The organism is Streptomyces sp. NPDC046465 (assembly GCF_040646035.1).
Classification (GTDB): Bacteria; Actinomycetota; Actinomycetes; order Streptomycetales; family Streptomycetaceae; genus Streptomyces.
Map to the genome: position 1 here is coordinate 53060 of NZ_JBEYZK010000006.1, position 16831 is coordinate 69890.

General features: G+C 71.1%; 13 protein-coding genes. All 13 read left to right on the forward strand.

The window, feature by feature from the left end; all coding sequences use genetic code 11:
- The 13 genes from ABZ953_RS11190 to ABZ953_RS11250 all read left to right on the forward strand — a co-directional run bounded on the left by ABZ953_RS11190 (position 1) and on the right by ABZ953_RS11250 (position 16784).
- On the forward strand, positions 1–699 hold the full coding sequence (locus tag ABZ953_RS11190; protein ID WP_361720363.1) for an SDR family oxidoreductase: 699 nt from the start codon (positions 1–3) through the stop codon (positions 697–699).
- Positions 696–1709 (forward strand): methionine synthase, encoded by a 1014-nt coding sequence (locus ABZ953_RS11195; RefSeq protein ID WP_361720366.1) that lies wholly within the window; start codon positions 696–698, stop codon positions 1707–1709. The genes ABZ953_RS11190 and ABZ953_RS11195 overlap by 4 nt, the downstream gene beginning before the upstream one ends.
- A 30-nt stretch (positions 1710–1739) precedes the next feature.
- The gene (ligA, locus tag ABZ953_RS11200) at positions 1740–3923 is read left to right on the forward strand and encodes an NAD-dependent DNA ligase LigA (protein WP_361720369.1); all 2184 of its coding nucleotides are present in this window, start codon (positions 1740–1742) and stop codon (positions 3921–3923) included.
- A 314-nt stretch (positions 3924–4237) separates the two neighbouring features.
- A complete protein-coding gene (locus ABZ953_RS11205) occupies positions 4238–6568 on the forward strand; it encodes a bifunctional diguanylate cyclase/phosphodiesterase (protein ID WP_361720372.1) in 2331 nt (776 codons plus the stop codon).
- Positions 6569–6689: 121 nt separating this feature from the next.
- Positions 6690–6986 (forward strand): Asp-tRNA(Asn)/Glu-tRNA(Gln) amidotransferase subunit GatC, encoded by a 297-nt coding sequence (gene gatC, locus ABZ953_RS11210; protein ID WP_010984178.1) that lies wholly within the window; start codon positions 6690–6692, stop codon positions 6984–6986.
- A gap of 4 nt (positions 6987–6990) precedes the next feature.
- Positions 6991–8484 carry an Asp-tRNA(Asn)/Glu-tRNA(Gln) amidotransferase subunit GatA gene (gene gatA / locus ABZ953_RS11215; RefSeq protein ID WP_361720375.1) on the forward strand — a complete coding sequence of 498 codons (1494 nt, stop codon included), beginning with the start codon at positions 6991–6993 and terminating at the stop codon, positions 8482–8484.
- Positions 8481–8720, forward strand: coding sequence for a hypothetical protein (locus tag ABZ953_RS11220; RefSeq protein WP_361720378.1), 240 nt, complete (start codon positions 8481–8483; stop codon positions 8718–8720). The genes gatA and ABZ953_RS11220 overlap by 4 nt, the downstream gene beginning before the upstream one ends.
- 16 nt (positions 8721–8736) lie before the next feature.
- On the forward strand, positions 8737–10251 hold the full coding sequence (gene gatB / locus ABZ953_RS11225) for an Asp-tRNA(Asn)/Glu-tRNA(Gln) amidotransferase subunit GatB (protein ID WP_361720381.1): 1515 nt from the start codon (positions 8737–8739) through the stop codon (positions 10249–10251).
- Between the two features lie 265 nt (positions 10252–10516).
- Positions 10517–12646 (forward strand): phosphocholine-specific phospholipase C, encoded by a 2130-nt coding sequence (locus ABZ953_RS11230; RefSeq protein ID WP_361720384.1) that lies wholly within the window; start codon positions 10517–10519, stop codon positions 12644–12646.
- Between the two features lie 215 nt (positions 12647–12861).
- Positions 12862–15171, forward strand: a complete 2310-nt coding sequence (locus ABZ953_RS11235; protein ID WP_361720387.1) for an MMPL family transporter — start codon at positions 12862–12864, stop codon at positions 15169–15171.
- On the forward strand, positions 15140–15718 hold the full coding sequence (locus tag ABZ953_RS11240; protein WP_361720390.1) for a GNAT family protein: 579 nt from the start codon (positions 15140–15142) through the stop codon (positions 15716–15718). Before ABZ953_RS11235 ends, ABZ953_RS11240 begins: the two co-directional genes overlap by 32 nt.
- A 35-nt stretch (positions 15719–15753) precedes the next feature.
- Positions 15754–16407 carry a hypothetical protein gene (locus tag ABZ953_RS11245; RefSeq protein ID WP_361720393.1) on the forward strand — a complete coding sequence of 218 codons (654 nt, stop codon included), beginning with the start codon at positions 15754–15756 and terminating at the stop codon, positions 16405–16407.
- A gap of 197 nt (positions 16408–16604) precedes the next feature.
- Entirely contained in the window at positions 16605–16784 is a 180-nt protein-coding gene (locus ABZ953_RS11250; protein WP_361720396.1) for a hypothetical protein, read from the forward strand.
- Positions 16785–16831: the final 47 nt, after the last annotated feature.

Sequence of the window (16831 nt, forward strand, 5' to 3'; positions counted from 1 at the left end):
ATGGCCGGTATGGCTACACATGTGATCACCGGGGCGGGCTCCGGCATCGGCGCTGCCGTCGCCCGCCGCCTCCACGCACGCGGCGACGACCTCGTGCTGCACGCGCGGGACGCGGGCCGCGCCAAGGAGCTCGCCGCCGAGTTCCCCGGCGCGAGCACCCTCGTCGGCGACCTCTCCGACCCCGACAAGCTGTCCTGGGCCTTCGGCCACCAGTCGCTGCCCGGGCAGGTGGACTCCCTCCTGCACATCGCGGGCGTCGTCGACCTCGGCCCGGTCGGTGAGCTCACCCCCAAGTCCTGGCGCCACCAGCTCAACGTCAACCTCATCGCCCCCGCCGAACTCACCCGCCACTTCCTGCCCCAACTCCGGCTCGCCGAAGGCCACGTGATCTTCGTGAACTCGGGCGCGGGCCTCAGCGCGGGACCCGAATGGTCCGCGTACGCCGCCTCCAAGCACGGCCTGAAGGCGCTCGCCGACTCGCTGCGCCACGAGGAGCACCCGAACGGCGTCCGCGTCACCTCGGTCTACCCCGGGCGCACGGCAAGCGCCATGCAGGTCAAGGTCCACCAGCAGGAGGGCAAGGAGTACGACGCGTCCCGCTGGATCGACCCCGAGTCGGTCGCCACGACCATCCTCATGGCCCTGGACCTGCCGCGCGACGCGGAGGTCAACGACCTGACGGTGCGGCCGGGACGATGAGCGACGCGTTCATCCCGTCCCCGGCCACCGGGATCGGGTCCATGCCCGGCGGCGACGCCCGCGAGGCCGCCAAGACCGTCACAGGCAGCTTCGAAGGCCCCGACCAGGGCATGCCGTACCTCGCCGAGCTGCCGGCGCGCGGACCCGGCGCCGACATGATCGGCCGTACGGCGGGACTCCTCGTCGACCTCTACGCGCGCGTGGAGCCCAGCGGCTGGCGGATCGGCGACCGTCCGGGCCGCGACACCCGCCGCGCCAGGGCCTGGCTCGGCGAGGACCTCGACGCCCTTGAGGAGTTCACCCAGGGGTACCGGGGCCCGCTCAAGATCCAGGCCGTCGGCCCGTGGACGCTCGCCGCGGCCCTGGAGCTCAGGAACGGCCAGGCCGCGCTCTCCGACCCCGGCGCCTGCCGCGACCTCGCCGGATCCCTCGCCGAAGGGCTGCGCGAGCACCTCGCGGACGTGCGCCGCAGGGTGCCGGGCGCCCAGGTGGTGCTGCAGCTCGACGAGCCCTCGCTCATCGCCGTGCTTCGCGGACAGATCAAGACCGCCAGCGAGTACCGCACCCACCGCGCCGTGGACCGGCAGCGCGTCGAGAGCACCCTGCGGGACGTCCTCGCCGTCCGGGGCGACGGGCCCGCGGTCATCCACTCCTGCGCGCCCGACGTGCCGTTCGCGCTGCTGCGCCGCGCCGGGGCCGACGCGATCTCCTTCGACTTCTCCCTCCTCACCGAGCGTGACGACGAGGCGATCGGTGAGGCGGTCGAGGGGGGCACGCGGCTCTTCGCCGGTGTCGTGCCGGGCGTGGACGGCGGATTGTCAGACCCTGCCGGTAGCGTCATGGGTGTCAGGACGTTGTGGCGCAGGCTGGGGCTGAATCCGGGATCACTCGCGGAGTCGGTCGTGGTCACTCCGTCGTGCGGGCTCGCGGGTGCGTCTCCCGCGTATGCCCGCGCGGCGCTCGCCCACTGCGTCAGGGCGGCGAGATCGCTCGCAGACAACCCTGAGTAATTGGGTATGACGTAACGGGAGGACGAAACGGTGGCTGTCGAACAGCAAGGCTCTGTGCCCGCCGAGGCACGGGATCAGCATGCCCAGCTGGCCGAGCAGATCGAGGAGCACCGCTTCCGGTACTACGTGAAGGACCAACCGGTCGTCAGCGATGCCGAGTTCGACAAGCTCCTGCGTTCCCTCCAGGCCCTGGAGGAGGAGCACCCGGAGCTGCGCACCCCGGACTCGCCCACCCAGAAGGTCTCCGGTTCGTACGAGACGGAGTTCACCGCGGTCGAGCACCGGGAGCGCATGCTCTCGCTGGACAACGCGTTCGACGACGCGGAGCTCGCCGCCTGGGCGGACCGCGTCGCCAAGGAGGCCGGCACCCCCGACTTCCACCTCCTCTGCGAGCTGAAGATCGACGGCCTCGCGGTCAACCTCACGTACGAGGACGGGAAGCTGACCCGCGCCGCCACCCGCGGCGACGGCCGCACCGGCGAGGACATCACGCCGAACGTCCGCACCATCGGGGACATCCCCCAGCGCCTCAAGGGCGACCGGGTGCCCGCACTCGTCGAGATCCGCGGCGAGGTCTTCTTCCCCATGGAGAAGTTCGAGGAGCTGAACGCCCGCCTGGTGGAGGCGGGCGACAAGCCCTTCGCCAACCCGCGGAACGCGGCGGCCGGTTCGCTGCGCCAGAAGGACCCGCGCGTCACCGCGACCCGCCCGCTGCACATGGTGGTGCACGGCATCGGCGCCCGCGACGGCTTCGACATCGACTGCCTCAGCCATGCCTATGACCTGCTCCACGAATGGGGCCTGCCCACCGCCAAGCACAACAAGGTCGTCGAGGGCCTCGACGGCGTGCGGGACTTCATCACGTACTTCGGAGAGAACCGCCACTCCGTGGAGCACGAGATCGACGGCGTCGTCGTCAAGCTCGACGAGATCCCGCTGCAGGGCCGCCTCGGCTCCACCTCGCGCGCCCCGCGCTGGGCCATCGCCTGGAAGTACGCGCCCGAGGAGGTCAACACCAAGCTCATCAACATCCGGGTCGGCGTCGGCCGCACCGGCCGCGTCACGCCGTACGCCCAGGTGGAACCCGTCACCGTCGCCGGTTCCGAGGTCGAGTTCGCGACCCTGCACAACCAGGACGTGGTGAAGAAGAAGGGCGTCTTCATCGGCGACACGGTCGTGATCCGCAAGGCGGGCGACGTCATCCCGGAGATCCTCGGCCCCGTCGTGGACCTGCGGGACGGCAGCGAGAAGGCGTTCGTGATGCCCGCCGAGTGCCCCGAGTGCGGCACGGAACTGCGGCCCATGAAGGAGGGCGACATCGACCTGCGGTGCCCCAACGCTCAGTCGTGCCCCGCCCAGTTGCGTGAACGTCTCTTCTACCTGGCCGGCCGCAAGTCCCTCGACATCGAGAACTTCGGATACGTCGCGGCGGCCGCCCTCACCAAGCCCCTGGAGCCCGCCGAGCCGCCGATCCTCGACGAGGGCGACATCTTCGACCTCAAGGTCGAGGAGCTCCTTCCCATCAAGTCGTACGTCCTCGACCAGGACTCCGGCCTGCCCAAGCGCGACCCCAAGACCGGCGAGGAGAAGGTCGTCACCTTCTTCGCCAACCAGCAGGGCGAGGCGAAGAAGAACACCCTGGCCATGCTGGAGAACATCGCCGCGGCCAAGGAGCGCCCGCTCGCCCGCATCCTCACGGGCCTCTCGATCCGGCACGTCGGCCCGGTGGCCGCCGAGGCGCTGGCCCGCGAGTTCCGCTCCATCGACAGCATCGATCAGGCCACCGAGAAGGAGCTGTCCGACGTGGCGGGCGTGGGCCCGACCATCGCGGCCTCCCTCAAACAGTGGTTCGCCGAGGACTGGCACCGGGAGATCCTGCGCAAGTGGCAGGAGGCCGGCGTGCGCATGGAGGAGGAGACGAGCGGCGAGGACGAGGGCCCGCGTCCGCTCGCGGGCCTCACAGTGGTCGTCACCGGAACGCTTGAGCACTACACCCGGGATGGCGCGAAAGAGTCGCTACAGACCCAGGGGGCGAAGGTCACGGGTTCCGTTTCCAAGAAGACCGATTTCGTGGTCGTGGGCGACAACCCGGGATCCAAGTACGACAAGGCCATGCAGGTGAAGGTTCCGGTTCTCAACGAGGAAGGCTTCGTTGTCCTGCTCGAACAGGGCCCGGACGCGGCGCGGGAAGTCGCGCTTCCGACCGAGGAGTAGCGGTTGAAGGCCACCCGTTCAGCGCATATCAGATGCATAGGGGTGGCCGGGTCGCATTCGGGCAACCGTAGTCGACCGCTGCCCCTGGAAGCCTTCTGCGGCCTACTGTTGAGGTGTGCGCCTGCCGTGCCCCGCTGCGAACGGGGTATCTCCTGCTCATCAAGAGCTTGGAAGGGGGCATCCCCTGTTCGGCGCGAGTTGTGGAGCAGTGCATCTCCTTGCTCGCGGAGGGCCAGGGGAAAAATGATGGGACACGGCCGACTCCGGGCCGGGTCCGCATGGCGTGGGCACCGCCGGCTGTGAGAGGGACGGGAATGGAACCGACCGAGAGCGCCGCCCCGGACTCACGGCTGCGCGCGCGCCTGTGGCGCGCGCCGACCGCCTGGGTGCGCGGCCGCCGAACAGCTACGACCACCGGCCCGTGCACCGCGTCGGGAGCCGCCGCGGGTTGCGGGTCAGGAACGCTGAGCACCGCCGTCGAACCTCGCGAACGGGCCTGGTCCTCCGGCGTGAGCCGCCCCGTGGACAGCCCCGGCGCCACCGCGGGGCCCACCGCCCAGGACGCCCGTGACCCCTGGCCGCTGCTGCCCGTCGTGATCGTCGCGGCGGCCGCGATCCTGCTCGGCACCGGCTTCTTCCAGGCCTTCGCGGGCGGGCACGCGCTGTTCCCCTCCGGCGCCGAGGGCTGGTCCCTCGCCGTCCTCACCGGCTTCGTCGTCGGCCATCTCGTCGCCCTCGGCCGCGACCGCTGGTGGGGCGGCACGGGCTCCGGCGGCGCGCTCACCGTCGCCGTCCTCCTGCTCTACGGCTGGGTGCCCGCCGGCATGGTCAGCCTCACCGTCTTCGTCCTGGTCGGCGTCGCGCGCAGGCACCGCTGGCGGCAGGGCGTCCTGCACGGCGCCGTCGACATCCTCGGCATCGGCGCGGGCGCACTCGCCCTGGCCGCCTTCGGCACGGCGCCGAGCGCCGAGTCCCCCTGGCTGCCCGAGACCTGGGACCTGTACACCGCGCCCCAAGTCGCCCTGGTCGCCGTCGCCTACCTCGTCGTCACCCGCGCCCTGCTCTGGTACGTCCATGCACCGCGCACCGGCGCCCTGCCCACCGTCACCCGCACCGCCCTGGTCAGGCAGGGCCTCCTCGGCGTCGCGCTGCTCGGCATCGCCCCGCTGATCTGCGTCGTCGCGATCTCCCTGCCCATCCTGCTGCCGCTCTTCGCGATCCCCCTTGTCGCCCTCGACTCCACCCTGTGGATCGCCCGCGCCAGGGCCGAGGAGCAGCTGCGGGACCCGCTCACCGGGCTGCCCAACCGGCAGTGGCTCCTCGAACGGACCTGGACGGCCCTCGACGACGCCGAGCGCATCGGGGCGCGGGCCGCCCTGCTGCTGATCGACATGGACCGCTTCCGGTCGGTGAACGACACCCTCGGCCACCTCGCGGGCGACCGGCTGCTGTTGCAGATAGCGGACCGGCTGCGCCTCGCGCTGCCCCGCGGCGCGGAGGCCGCCCGCCTCGGCGGCGACGAGTTCGCCGTACTGATCCCGATCGCCGACTCCACGACGTCGGCCACGCGCGTGGCGCGCCAGCTGGTCGCCGCGCTCGGCTCGCCGCTCGACCTGGACGGCCTGACCCTCGTCCTGGAGGCCAGCGCGGGCCTCGCCGTCTTCCCCGACCACGCGCTCGACGCGGAGGGCCTCCTGCGGCGCGCGGACGTCGCGATGTACCAGGCGAAGCGGGACCGCACCGGCGTCGAGGTGTACGAGTCCAAGCGGGACTCCAACACACCGGACCGGCTCGGACTCCTCGGCGACCTGCGCCGGGCGCTCGACGCGGGCGACGTCGAACTCCACTACCAGCCCAAGGTCCGCTTCGACGGCAAGGTCGCGGGCCTCGAAGCGCTCGTGCGGTGGGTGCACCCCGAGCGCGGCAAGGTGCCGCCCGACGAGTTCATCGCCATCGCCGAGTCGTCCGGCCTCATGCCGCACCTGACGGAGTACGTCCTGGAGACCGCCCTCGGCCAGGTCGCCAAGTGGCAGGCCCAGGGCCTGAAGGTGCCCGTCGCCGTCAACGTGTCGCCGCGCGACGTGCACACGCCGGGCTTCGCGGGGGCGGTCGCCGCGCGCCTCGCCCGCCACGGAGTGCCCGCGGGTGCGTTGCAGTTGGAGATAACCGAGCACGTCCTCCTGGAGGACCCGCAGCGCGCCGCGGACACGCTGGCCGGGCTCACAGGACACGGCGTCAAGATGTCGCTCGACGACTTCGGCACGGGGTACTCCTCACTGGTCCACCTGCGCCGCCTCCCGGTCAGCGAACTGAAGATCGACCGTTCCTTCGTCGCACGGCTCGCCGTCGACAACGAGGACGCGGAGATCGTCCGCTGCACCGTGGACCTCGCGCACTCGCTCGGCCTGCTCGTCGTCGCCGAGGGCGTCGAGGACGACGAGACGTGGGAACGGCTGCGTGACCTCGGCTGCGACGCGGTGCAGGGCTGGCTGGTCGCCGCGGCGATGCCCGCCGAGGAGACGACGGCGTGGCTGCGGGCGCGGGGCTCCCGCGGCTGGCGCCGCCCCGTGGACCTCGCCGCGGAGGCCGCGGCGAGCGCGGAGGCCGCCGACGCGGACCAGCCCTCGGGCCACGTGGTCCAGTAGCCGCCCCGAACACCTGAGCCCCGGCCGTCGGCCGGGGCTTCTGTACCGGCCCGGACCTCACGTACGCGGGGATTAGGATTGGGCCACCACCCACACACTCACCACCCCTGAGGATCGCCGCATGCCTGGCATCACGCGCGAGGAGGTCGCCCACCTCGCCCGCCTTGCACGTCTGGAGCTGAAGGCCGAGGAGCTCGACCACTTCGCCGGACAGCTCGACGACATCATCGGCGCGGTCGCCCGCGTCTCGGAGGTCGCCGACCAAGACGTACCGCCGACCTCGCACCCGCTGCCGCTGACGAATGTCATGCGCGCGGACGAGGTCCGTCCGTCGCTCACCCCCGAGCAGGCGCTCTCGGGCGCTCCCGCCCAGGAGCAGCAGCGTTTCAAGGTGCCGCAGATCCTGGGGGAGGACTAAGAACATGACGGACATCATCAAGCTCACGGCCGCCGACATCGCGTCGAGGATCGCCTCCGGCGAGCTCACCGCCGTCGAGGTCACCGAGGCCCACCTGGCCCGTATCGAGGCCGTCGACGAGAAGGTGCACGCCTTCCTGCACGTCGACCGCGAGGGCGCCCTCGCGCAGGCCCGCGCCGTCGACGAGAAGCGCGCCAGGGGCGAGAAGCTCGGCCCGCTGGCCGGCGTCCCGATCGCGCTGAAGGACATCTTCACCACCGAGGGCATCCCGACCACGGTCGGCTCGAAGATCCTCGAGGGCTGGATCCCGCCGTACGACGCGACGGTCACCCGGCGCCTGAAGGCCGCCGACGTGGTCATCCTCGGCAAGACCAACATGGACGAGTTCGCCATGGGGTCCTCCACCGAGAACAGCGCCTACGGCCCCACCGGCAACCCCTGGGACCTCACCCGCATCCCGGGCGGCTCCGGCGGCGGCTCCTCCGCCGCCCTCGCCGCGTACGAGAGCCCGCTCGCGATGGGCACCGACACCGGTGGCTCCATCCGCCAGCCCGCGGCCGTCACCGGCACGGTCGGCGTCAAGCCGACCTACGGCGGCGTCTCCCGCTACGGCATGGTCGCGTTCAGCTCCAGCCTCGACCAGGGCGGGCCCTGCGCCCGCACCGTCCTCGACGCCGCGCTGCTGCACGAGGCCATCGCAGGCCACGACGAGCTCGACTCGACGTCCATCGACGCCCCGGTCCCGCCGGTCGTCGAGGCCGCGCGCAACGGCTCCGTACAGGGCATGCGCGTCGGTGTCGTCAAGCAGTTCCGCGGCGAGGGCTACCAGGCCGGTGTCGTCCAGCGCTTCGACGAGTCCGTCGAGCTGCTCAAGGAGCTCGGTGCCGAGATCGTCGAGCTGGACTGCCCGACCTTCGACCTGGCGCTCTCCGCGTACTACCTGATCGCGCCCTCCGAGTGCTCCTCGAACCTCGCCCGCTTCGACGCCATGCGCTACGGCCTGCGCGTCGGCGACGACGGCACCCGTTCGGCCGAGGACGTCACCGCGCTGACCCGCGAGGCGGGCTTCGGCGACGAGGTCAAGCGCCGCGTCATCCTGGGCACGTACGCCCTGAGCTCCGGCTACTACGACGCGTACTACGGCAGCGCCCAGAAGGTCCGCACCCTCATCACCCGCGAGTTCGAGGCCGCCTTCGGGCAGGTCGACGTGATCGTCTCCCCGACGACGCCGACCACCGCCTTCCCGATCGGCGAGCGCGCCGACGACCCGATGGCGATGTACCTCGCGGACCTGTGCACCATTCCGACCAACCTGGCGGGCAATTCCGCCATGTCGCTGCCCTGCGGCCTCGCGCCGGAGGACGGCCTGCCCGTCGGGCTGCAGATCATCGCCCCCGCCATGAAGGACGACCGGCTGTACAAGGTCGGCGCTGCCGTCGAGGCCGCCTTCGTGGAAAGGTGGGGACACCCGCTGCTTGAGGAGGCACCGTCGCTGTGAGTGCACTGAACAAGGCCAAGGGCTTCAAGAAGTCCAAGACCGGCACGTACCTGTCGATCGGCACCACCGCGTTCGGCGCGGTCTCCGTGCTGAAGCAGGCCAAGAAGGCCCGCTACGACAACGACACGCTCCGTCTCGTGGACGCCGTGGTCTCCGCTGCCGCCATCGCCACCGGCGTCGCGCTGCTCCTGCGTGAGCTCAAGCGCCTCGGCGACGACGACGTCCTGCTGGGCTGAGAGGGAAAGTTTCACCGTGACTGTCACTTCTGACCTGGTGTCGTACGAGGAAGCCCTCGCGACGTACGACCCCGTCATGGGCCTCGAGGTCCATGTCGAGCTCGGCACCAAGACCAAGATGTTCTGCGGCTGCTCGACCACGCTCAAGCAGGACGCGAACAGCCAGACCTGCCCGACCTGTCTCGGCCTGCCCGGCGCCCTGCCGGTCGTCAACGAGATCGGCGTCGAGTCCGCGATCAAGATCGGCCTCGCGCTGAACTGCGAGATCGCCGAGTGGTGCCGCTTCGCCCGGAAGAACTACTTCTATCCGGACATGCCGAAGAACTTCCAGACCTCCCAGTACGACGAGCCGATCGCCTTCAACGGCTATCTGGACGTCCAGCTGGAGGACGGCGAGATCTTCCGCGTGGAGATCGAGCGCGCCCACATGGAGGAGGACACCGGCAAGTCGACGCACGTCGGTGGCGCGACGGGCCGTATCCACGGCGCCTCGCACTCCCTGCTCGACTACAACCGCGCGGGCATCCCGCTCATCGAGATCGTCACCAAGCCGATCGAGGGCGCAGGCGAGCGGGCCCCCGAGGTCGCCAAGGCGTACGTCGCCGAGCTGCGCGAGCTCATCAAGGCGCTCGACGTCTCCGAGGCCCGGATGGACAAGGGCCAGATGCGCTGCGACGTGAACCTCTCGCTGCGCCCCCACGGGCAGCAGGAGTTCGGCACGCGCAGCGAGACGAAGAACGTCAACTCGTTGCGCTCCGTGGAGCGCGCGGCGCGCTTCGAGATCCAGCGTCACGCGGCCGTCCTGAACGACGGCGGCACGATCATCCAAGAGACCCGTCACTTCCACGAGGAGGACGGCTCCACGACGTCGGGCCGCATCAAGGACAACGCCGAGGACTACCGGTACTTCCCGGAGCCCGACCTCGTCCCCGTCGCCCCGGCCCGCGAGTGGGTCGAGCAGCTGCGGGCCGGGCTGCCCGAGATGCCGCGTGTGCGCCGCAACCGTCTCCGTGAGGAGTGGGGCGTCACGGAGCACGACATGCAGTCGATCCTGAACGCCGGTGCGGTCGACCCCATCGTCGCCACGATCGAGGCGGGTGCCGACTCGGCTGCCGCGCGCAAGTGGTGGATGGGCGAACTGTCCCGCAACGCCAACGAGTCGGGCAGGGCCCTGGACGAGCTGCCGGTCACCCCGGTGCAGGTCGCCCGGGTGGCCGAGCTCGTCACCAAGGGCGATCTGAACGACAAGCTGGCGCGCCAGGTCTTCGAGGGTGTCCTCGCGGGCGAGGGCACGCCGGACGAGGTCGTCGAGAAGCGCGGCCTGAAGGTCGTCTCGGACGAGGGCGCGCTGACGTCCGCCGTCGACGAGGCCATCGCAGGCAACCAGGGCGTCGCGGACAAGATCCGCGGCGGCAAGGTCGCGGCGGTCGGCGCCCTGGTCGGCGCGGTCATGAAGGCCACCCGCGGCCAGGCCGACGCGGCCCGCGTCAAGGAACTGATCCTGGAGAAGCTGGGCGTCAGCGAGGGCTGACGGCTCTTCCCCGGACGAAGGGGGCGGCGCACCCACGGGGCGCGCCGCCCCTTTCGCGTACCTTCATCGCTGCGCGTGCCCTCATCGCCTCGCGTTTCCCTCACCACCTCGCGTTTCACCAACGCGTCCGGGTCCGAGACCTTTTGGACGTTCACCCCGACTTCGTCCCGCAGCCTTCACAGGGAAACCGGACGTCACTAGCGTCCCCGCCGTACAGGTCAATGGATCGTCAGAGAACCATTGGATGTCGACTGGGAGGTCGCACGTGACTCCGGAGATTTCGCGCAGACGCCTGATGGCGATCGGCGGTGGCGCCCTGGGCGTCGCCACCGTCGGCTCGTTCCTGCCGCCGTCGTTGCAGGAAGCGCTCGCGCACGAGCCGCCGCGCGGTGGCGGCCTCGACTCGATCGAGCACGTGGTGATCCTGATGCAGGAGAACCGGTCCTTCGACCACTACTTCGGCTCCCTGCGCGGCGTGCGCGGCTTCGGCGACCGCAACGCCGTCCAACTGCCCGGCGGCAAGCCGGTGTTCGAGCAGCCCGGCGTCCTGCGCGCGATCCTGCCCTTCCCGGTCCGGCAGGCCGCCGAGACCCAGAAGAAGGACCTCCAGTACATCGGCGCGCTCGACCACTCCTGGGGCGGCGGCGCCACGGCCTGGCACGACGGCTGGATGGACGGCTGGATCACCGCCAAGACGGCGGCCACGATGGCGTACTACACGCGCGAGGACATCCCGCTGCACTACGAACTCGCCGACACCTTCACCGTCTGCGACGCCTACCACTCCTCCATCCACAGCTCCACCAGCCCCAACCGCAACCACCTGTGGAGCGGGAAGACGGGCTACGAGGCGAACGGCAAACGGGCCGTCGGCAACGACGCGTACGACGAGGGCAAGCACCCCGGATACGGCTGGGGCACGTACGCCGAGCGCCTGGAGAAGGCGGGCGTGAGCTGGCGGACGTACACCGAGTGGGAGAACTTCACCGACAACCAGATCGAGTTCTTCACCACCTTCAAGGCCATCGCCCGCAAGGTCCTCGCCGGGACGGGCGTCACTTTCATGGAGGCGTTCTACGCCAAGGTGCGCGACGCCAAGGACGAGGCCGAGCGCGGCAAGCTGCTCGCCGACCTGGAGAAGGGCGTCAAGGCCCTCTCCAAGGCCGAGCGTTCGCTCTTCGAGCGCGGTCTGCGGCGCGTGCCCACCGGCAAGCTCGCCGAGGAGTTCGCCAAGGACGTCGCGGCCGGCAAGCTCGCGAAGGTCACCTATCTGGTCCCCTCCGCCCAGGACTCCGAGCACCCCAGCGTCTCCTCGCCGATCCACAGCGCGACCATCGTCTACAAGATCCTCGACGCCCTCGCCTCCCACCCCGACGTCTGGCGCCGCACCGCCGTCTTCATCAACTACGACGAGAACGACGGCTTCTTCGACCACGTCCCGCCGCCCGTGCCCGGCGGCGACTCCGCGGAGGAGCGCGAGGAGCGCTGGGAGGGCAGGCCCACCGGGCTCGGCGTGCGCGTGCCGATGCTCGTCGTCTCGCCGTGGACCGTCGGCGGGTACGTCTGCTCCGAGGTCTTCGACCACACCTCCGTCGTGCGCTTCCTGGAGAAGTGGACCGGCGTGCGGGAGCCCAACATCAGCGCCTGGCGCCGCAAGGTCACCGGCGACCTCACCGGCGCGTTCGACTTCCACCGCGGCCACCGGCAGCCCGACGTCGAACAGCCCGGCTCCATACCGGCGTTCAGCGGCCGCTGGGCCCCGCAGCCGCCCCTGAAGCAGTCCATGCCGGTCCAGGAGCCCGGCGCCCGCCGCGCCCGCCCGCTGCCGTACCAGCCCGACGCGGACGCGCGGCCCGGCGAGGACGGCACGCTCACGGTGCGGCTGCGCAACGGCGGCAGCTCCAGCGCGCACTTCGCGCTCTATCCGTACGCCGGGGAGTTCAAGGTCCCCCAGCACCAGGACGTCGTGCGCAAGGGCTCCTGGACGGTGCCGGTGCCGGGCGACGCGTACGCCTTCACCATCACCGGGCCGAACGGCTTCCGGCGCGAGTTCGCGGGCGGCAAGGGCGGCAAGGGCGGCAAGGGCGGCAAGGGCGGCGGGGGCGCGCGGCTCGCGTCCGCGATCACCCGGCGCGAGATCCACCTCACCCTGGCCAACCGCGGCCGCCACTCGCTCGTCTTCACCGTCAAGCCGCTCGGATACGTGGACGAGGACGACATCAGGTCGCGCACACGGACCGTCCGCGTCAAGGCGGGCAGCAGCCGCACGGTCGCCTGGCACACCGCCGACGAGCACGGCTGGTACGACGTCGAGGTGACCGCCGACGGCGACTCCGCCTTCCGCCGACGGCTCATGGGACACATCGAGAACGGACGTACGAGCGTCTCGGGCTGAGGCCCGACCCGGCGCGCGGGGTGAGGGCCCGCTGTGTGCCCCGCGCGCCTCGCGGCTTGTGCTCTTGTGAGGATGGCCACGAAAGGGGCCAATGATCTCCAAGGGCTGTCAAAGTGACAGCTGCGCTCATGTCGCCACTCATGCGTTCTTTGCGGGCCCCAGTTGTCGGCTGCTGCTCCCGGTGAAGATCCACAGAACATCCAGGGAGTCAGTCCGTGGCAGCACTCGCCCGGTGGTGCGTCAGACGCCGTCTCGTCGTCGTCCTGCTGTGGCTCCTCGCTCTCGGCGCGACCGCGTCGGCCGCCGCGGTCGCCGGAACCGCGTACTCGAACGACTACGACGTGCCGGGCACCGAGTCGGGCCGTGCGAGCGAGCTCCTGAACGACAACTTCCCCGGCCTCGGCGGCGACAGCGACACCGTCGTCTGGCACACCGGACCCGGCACCACGGTCCGCGCCGCCGACGTCGAGCAGACGATGTCCGACGCGCTCGACAAGATCTCCGGGCTGCCCGCCGTGGACTCCGTGACCGGTCCCTACGGTGGCAAGGGCGCCGAGCAGGTCGCCGGGCAGATCAGCGCGGACGGCCGCACCGCGTACGCCACCGTCACCTTCCGCGAGCAGGCCGACGAAATCGAAAGGGCCGACGCGCGAGAAGTCGTCGACACCGCCAAGGCCGCCGCCTCCGACCGGCTGCAAATCGAGCTCGGCGGTACCGCCATCGGACTCACCGAGTCCAAGAGCGCCCAGGTCGCCGAGGTCGTCGGGGTGGCCGTCGCCGCCGTCGTCCTCTTCCTCGCCTTCGGCTCGCTCGCCGCCTCCGCCCTGCCCATCGCCACGGCCCTGGTGTCCGTCGGCACCGCGTACGCGGGCATCGTCCTGCTCGGCCACCTGATGACGGTCGCGGACTTCGCGCCGATGCTCGGCACCCTGATCGGGCTCGGCGTCGGCATCGACTACGCCCTCTTCATCGTCACCCGGCACCGCAAGGGCCTCAGACGGGGCCTGCCCGTGGCCGTCGCCGCCGAGCGCGCCGTCGCCACCACCGGACGCGCCGTCGTCTTCGCGGGCGCCACCGTCTGCATCGCCCTGCTCGGCATGCTCATCCTGCGGCTCAGCTTCCTGAACGGCGTCGCCATCGCCGCCTCGCTGACCGTCGTCCTCACCGTCGCCGCCTCCGTCACCCTGCTGCCCGCCCTCCTCGCCTGGATCGGCCCGCGCGCGCTCAGCCGCCGCGAGCGCCGCGGACTCGCCGCGCACGGGCCCGAACCGGAGCTGCCGACCGGGTTCGCCGCCCGCTGGGCCGCCTTCGTCGAGCGCCACCCGCGGCTCCTCGGCGCCCTCGCGGTCCTCGTCATGGCCGTCCTCGCGCTGCCCGCCTTCGCCCTGCACCTGGGCACCTCCGACCAGGGCAACAACCCGGCGAAGACCACCACACGGCAGGCGTACGACCTCCTCGCCGAGGGCTGGGGGCCCGGCGTGAACGGACCCCTGACCCTGGTCAGCGAGGTCTACGGGGCCGGTGACCGGACGGCCGTCGACGACCTCGCCACGACGCTGCGGTCGACCGAGGGCGTCGCCTCCGTGAGCCCGGTGACGCACGGCGAAAGCGGCCGCGCCGCCTTCCTCACCGTCGTACCCGACACGGCTCCGCAGTCCGAGGCGACCAGCGCACTCGTCGACCGGCTGCGTGCGGACGTCCTGCCCCGGGCCGCGGCGGACAGCTCGCTCGACGTGCACGTCGGCGGTGTCACCGCGAGCTACGACGACTTCGCGGAGATCATCGTCGGCAAGCTCCCGCTCTTCGTGGGCGTGGTCATCGGCCTCGGCTGCGTCCTGCTCCTGCTGGCCTTCCGCTCCATCGGGATCCCGCTGAAGGCCGCCGTGATGAACGTCGCCGCGGTCGCCTCCGCCTTCGGGATCGTCGTCGCGGTCTTCCAGTGGGGCTGGGGGAGCGAACTGCTCGGACTCGGCAGGGCCGGGCCGATCGAGCCGTTCCTGCCGGTGATCATGGTGTCCGTCCTCTTCGGCCTCTCCATGGACTACCAGGTCTTCCTGGTCAGCCGGATGTACGAGGAGTGGCTGGAGACCGGCGACAACCGGCGGGCCGTCCGCGTCGGCCTCGCCGAGACCAGCCGCGTCATCAACTCCGCGGCCGTGATCATGATTTCGGTCTTCCTCGCCTTCGTCCTCAGCGGCGACCGGGTCATCGCGATGTTCGGCATCGCGCTCGCCGCGGCCGTCGCGCTCGACGCCTTCGTGCTGCGCACCCTGCTCGTACCGGCGCTGATGCACCTGCTCGGCGGCGCCAACTGGTGGCTGCCGCGCGGCCTTGACCGCCTCCTGCCGCGCATCAGCATCGAGCCGCCCGAATCTCGTTCGAAGTCGCGCGGCGCGCGTGCGAGGATCCCCGCACAGCCGGACGCAGACGACGATCTGAGCGATCTGAGCGATCTGAGCGACCTGAGTGACATGAGTGATCTGAAGGGGCGGGATGTTCGCGACAACGCTGGCCGAGGGGGCTGAGCTGCGGCCGCTGGAGCCGTGGCAGGCGCAGGAGTTCCTCGAACACATCGAGCGGGCGCGGGAGTACGCGGGGCCGTGGGTGCCCTTCACCGCGACCGTGAAAGACCTCGAATCCGCGCGGAACGTGCTCCAGAGGCACGCCGACAAGCACGCCGGCGACACCGGGCGCTTCTGCGGCATCTGGCTGGACGGCACGCTCGTCGGCGGTGTCTTCTTCCGCATCTTCGACACGAGCGTCGACGGCTGCGAGGTCGGCGTCTGGCTGGAGCCGTCGGCCGCCGGGCGCGGTCTCGTGAACAAGGCCTCCAAGGTCCTCATCGACTGGGCCGTGGACCAGCGCGGCATGCACCGCGTGGAGTGGCTGGTCTCCTCGCTCAACGACCGCAGCAGGGCCGCCGCCGAGCGGCTCGGATTCGTCAAGGACGGCGTGCTGCGCGAGAGCTTCCCGTGGCAGGGCATCCGGCACGACATGGAGGTCTGGTCCGTCCTCGCCCCCGAGTGGCGGGCGCTGCGGGACGGCGCGGGGCCCGCGGCCCCCGTTCGTTAAGAGAGCTCTCAGACTCCGTCCGTACGGTGCGCAGCATGGGTACCAAGACAGACGCCGCGACCGGGGCGAAGGCTGCCACCGGAGCCAAGGACGCCACCGGAGCCAAGGACGCCGACCAGACCGAGGAAGTGACCGGTTCCGACACGTCGGAAGCGAAGACGGAGGCGCCGAAGGCCGACGTCACGAAGTCCGGGGAGCCGTCCGACGCCGTCCCCGGGGCCGAAGCCGAGGTGGACGAGGACGCCGCCGAGGCCGATGACACGTACGACGCCGAGGTCCGGCCCGCCAGGTCCACCGGCGTCGGCCAGGGCGCCGCGGCCGTCGTCTCCGCCGCGCTCGGCGTGATCGGCCTCTCCGGCGGCTGGCTCGGCACGATCGCCGGCGCCCGCTCCAACATCATGGGACAGCTGGAGACCAAGCAGTCCGCGAGCGTCTCCGACCAGCTCCAGGCGCTCTACGGAGACTCCTGGCAGGCCACCGCGCTGATCGCGGGCCTCTTCGCGCTCGCCGCGCTGGTCGTCGGCTTCCTCGTCCTGGTCAGGCCCGCGTTCGGCGCGCCCGGCAAGGAGCAGGCGCCGTGGATCAAGTCGGTGGCGTGGGCGGGTGTCGCGCTCGGCGTGATCGGTCTCGTCCTCGCCGTCGCCAAGTACAGCGACCTGCTGCTCGGACTGCCGTCGGCACCTTCCTGAGCCGTCGAACCTGCGGGTAAGGCAGGGGCGGGGCAGGGGCTAAGGCCCCCGCCCCGCCCTTCGTCGTATCTAAGGCCCCGGGCGCCCCGGAGATGCGGCAGCCGCCCGATGTGGGCGACCCCCCTGGGAAACGACAGTGGAGACATCGCAGAGCACGACACCGGCGATACCACCGTCAACGAACCGAGGGGTACGAGATGTTCGAGTACGAGATGCACCAGATGCGCGCCGCCGAACTGAGCCGGGAGGCCGCCCACCGCCGCCTCGTCGGCGAGGCCCGCAGGAACCGCGCCGCCGCCCGCCGATCGGCCCGCGACGAAGCAGAGGGGCAGGTGAGCGCGTCGGCCTGGAAGTCCCGCTTCACCCGGGCCGCCTGAGATGCGCAGACCGGCCCTGGTGTCCGCTCCTCGGATAACGGGTGCCG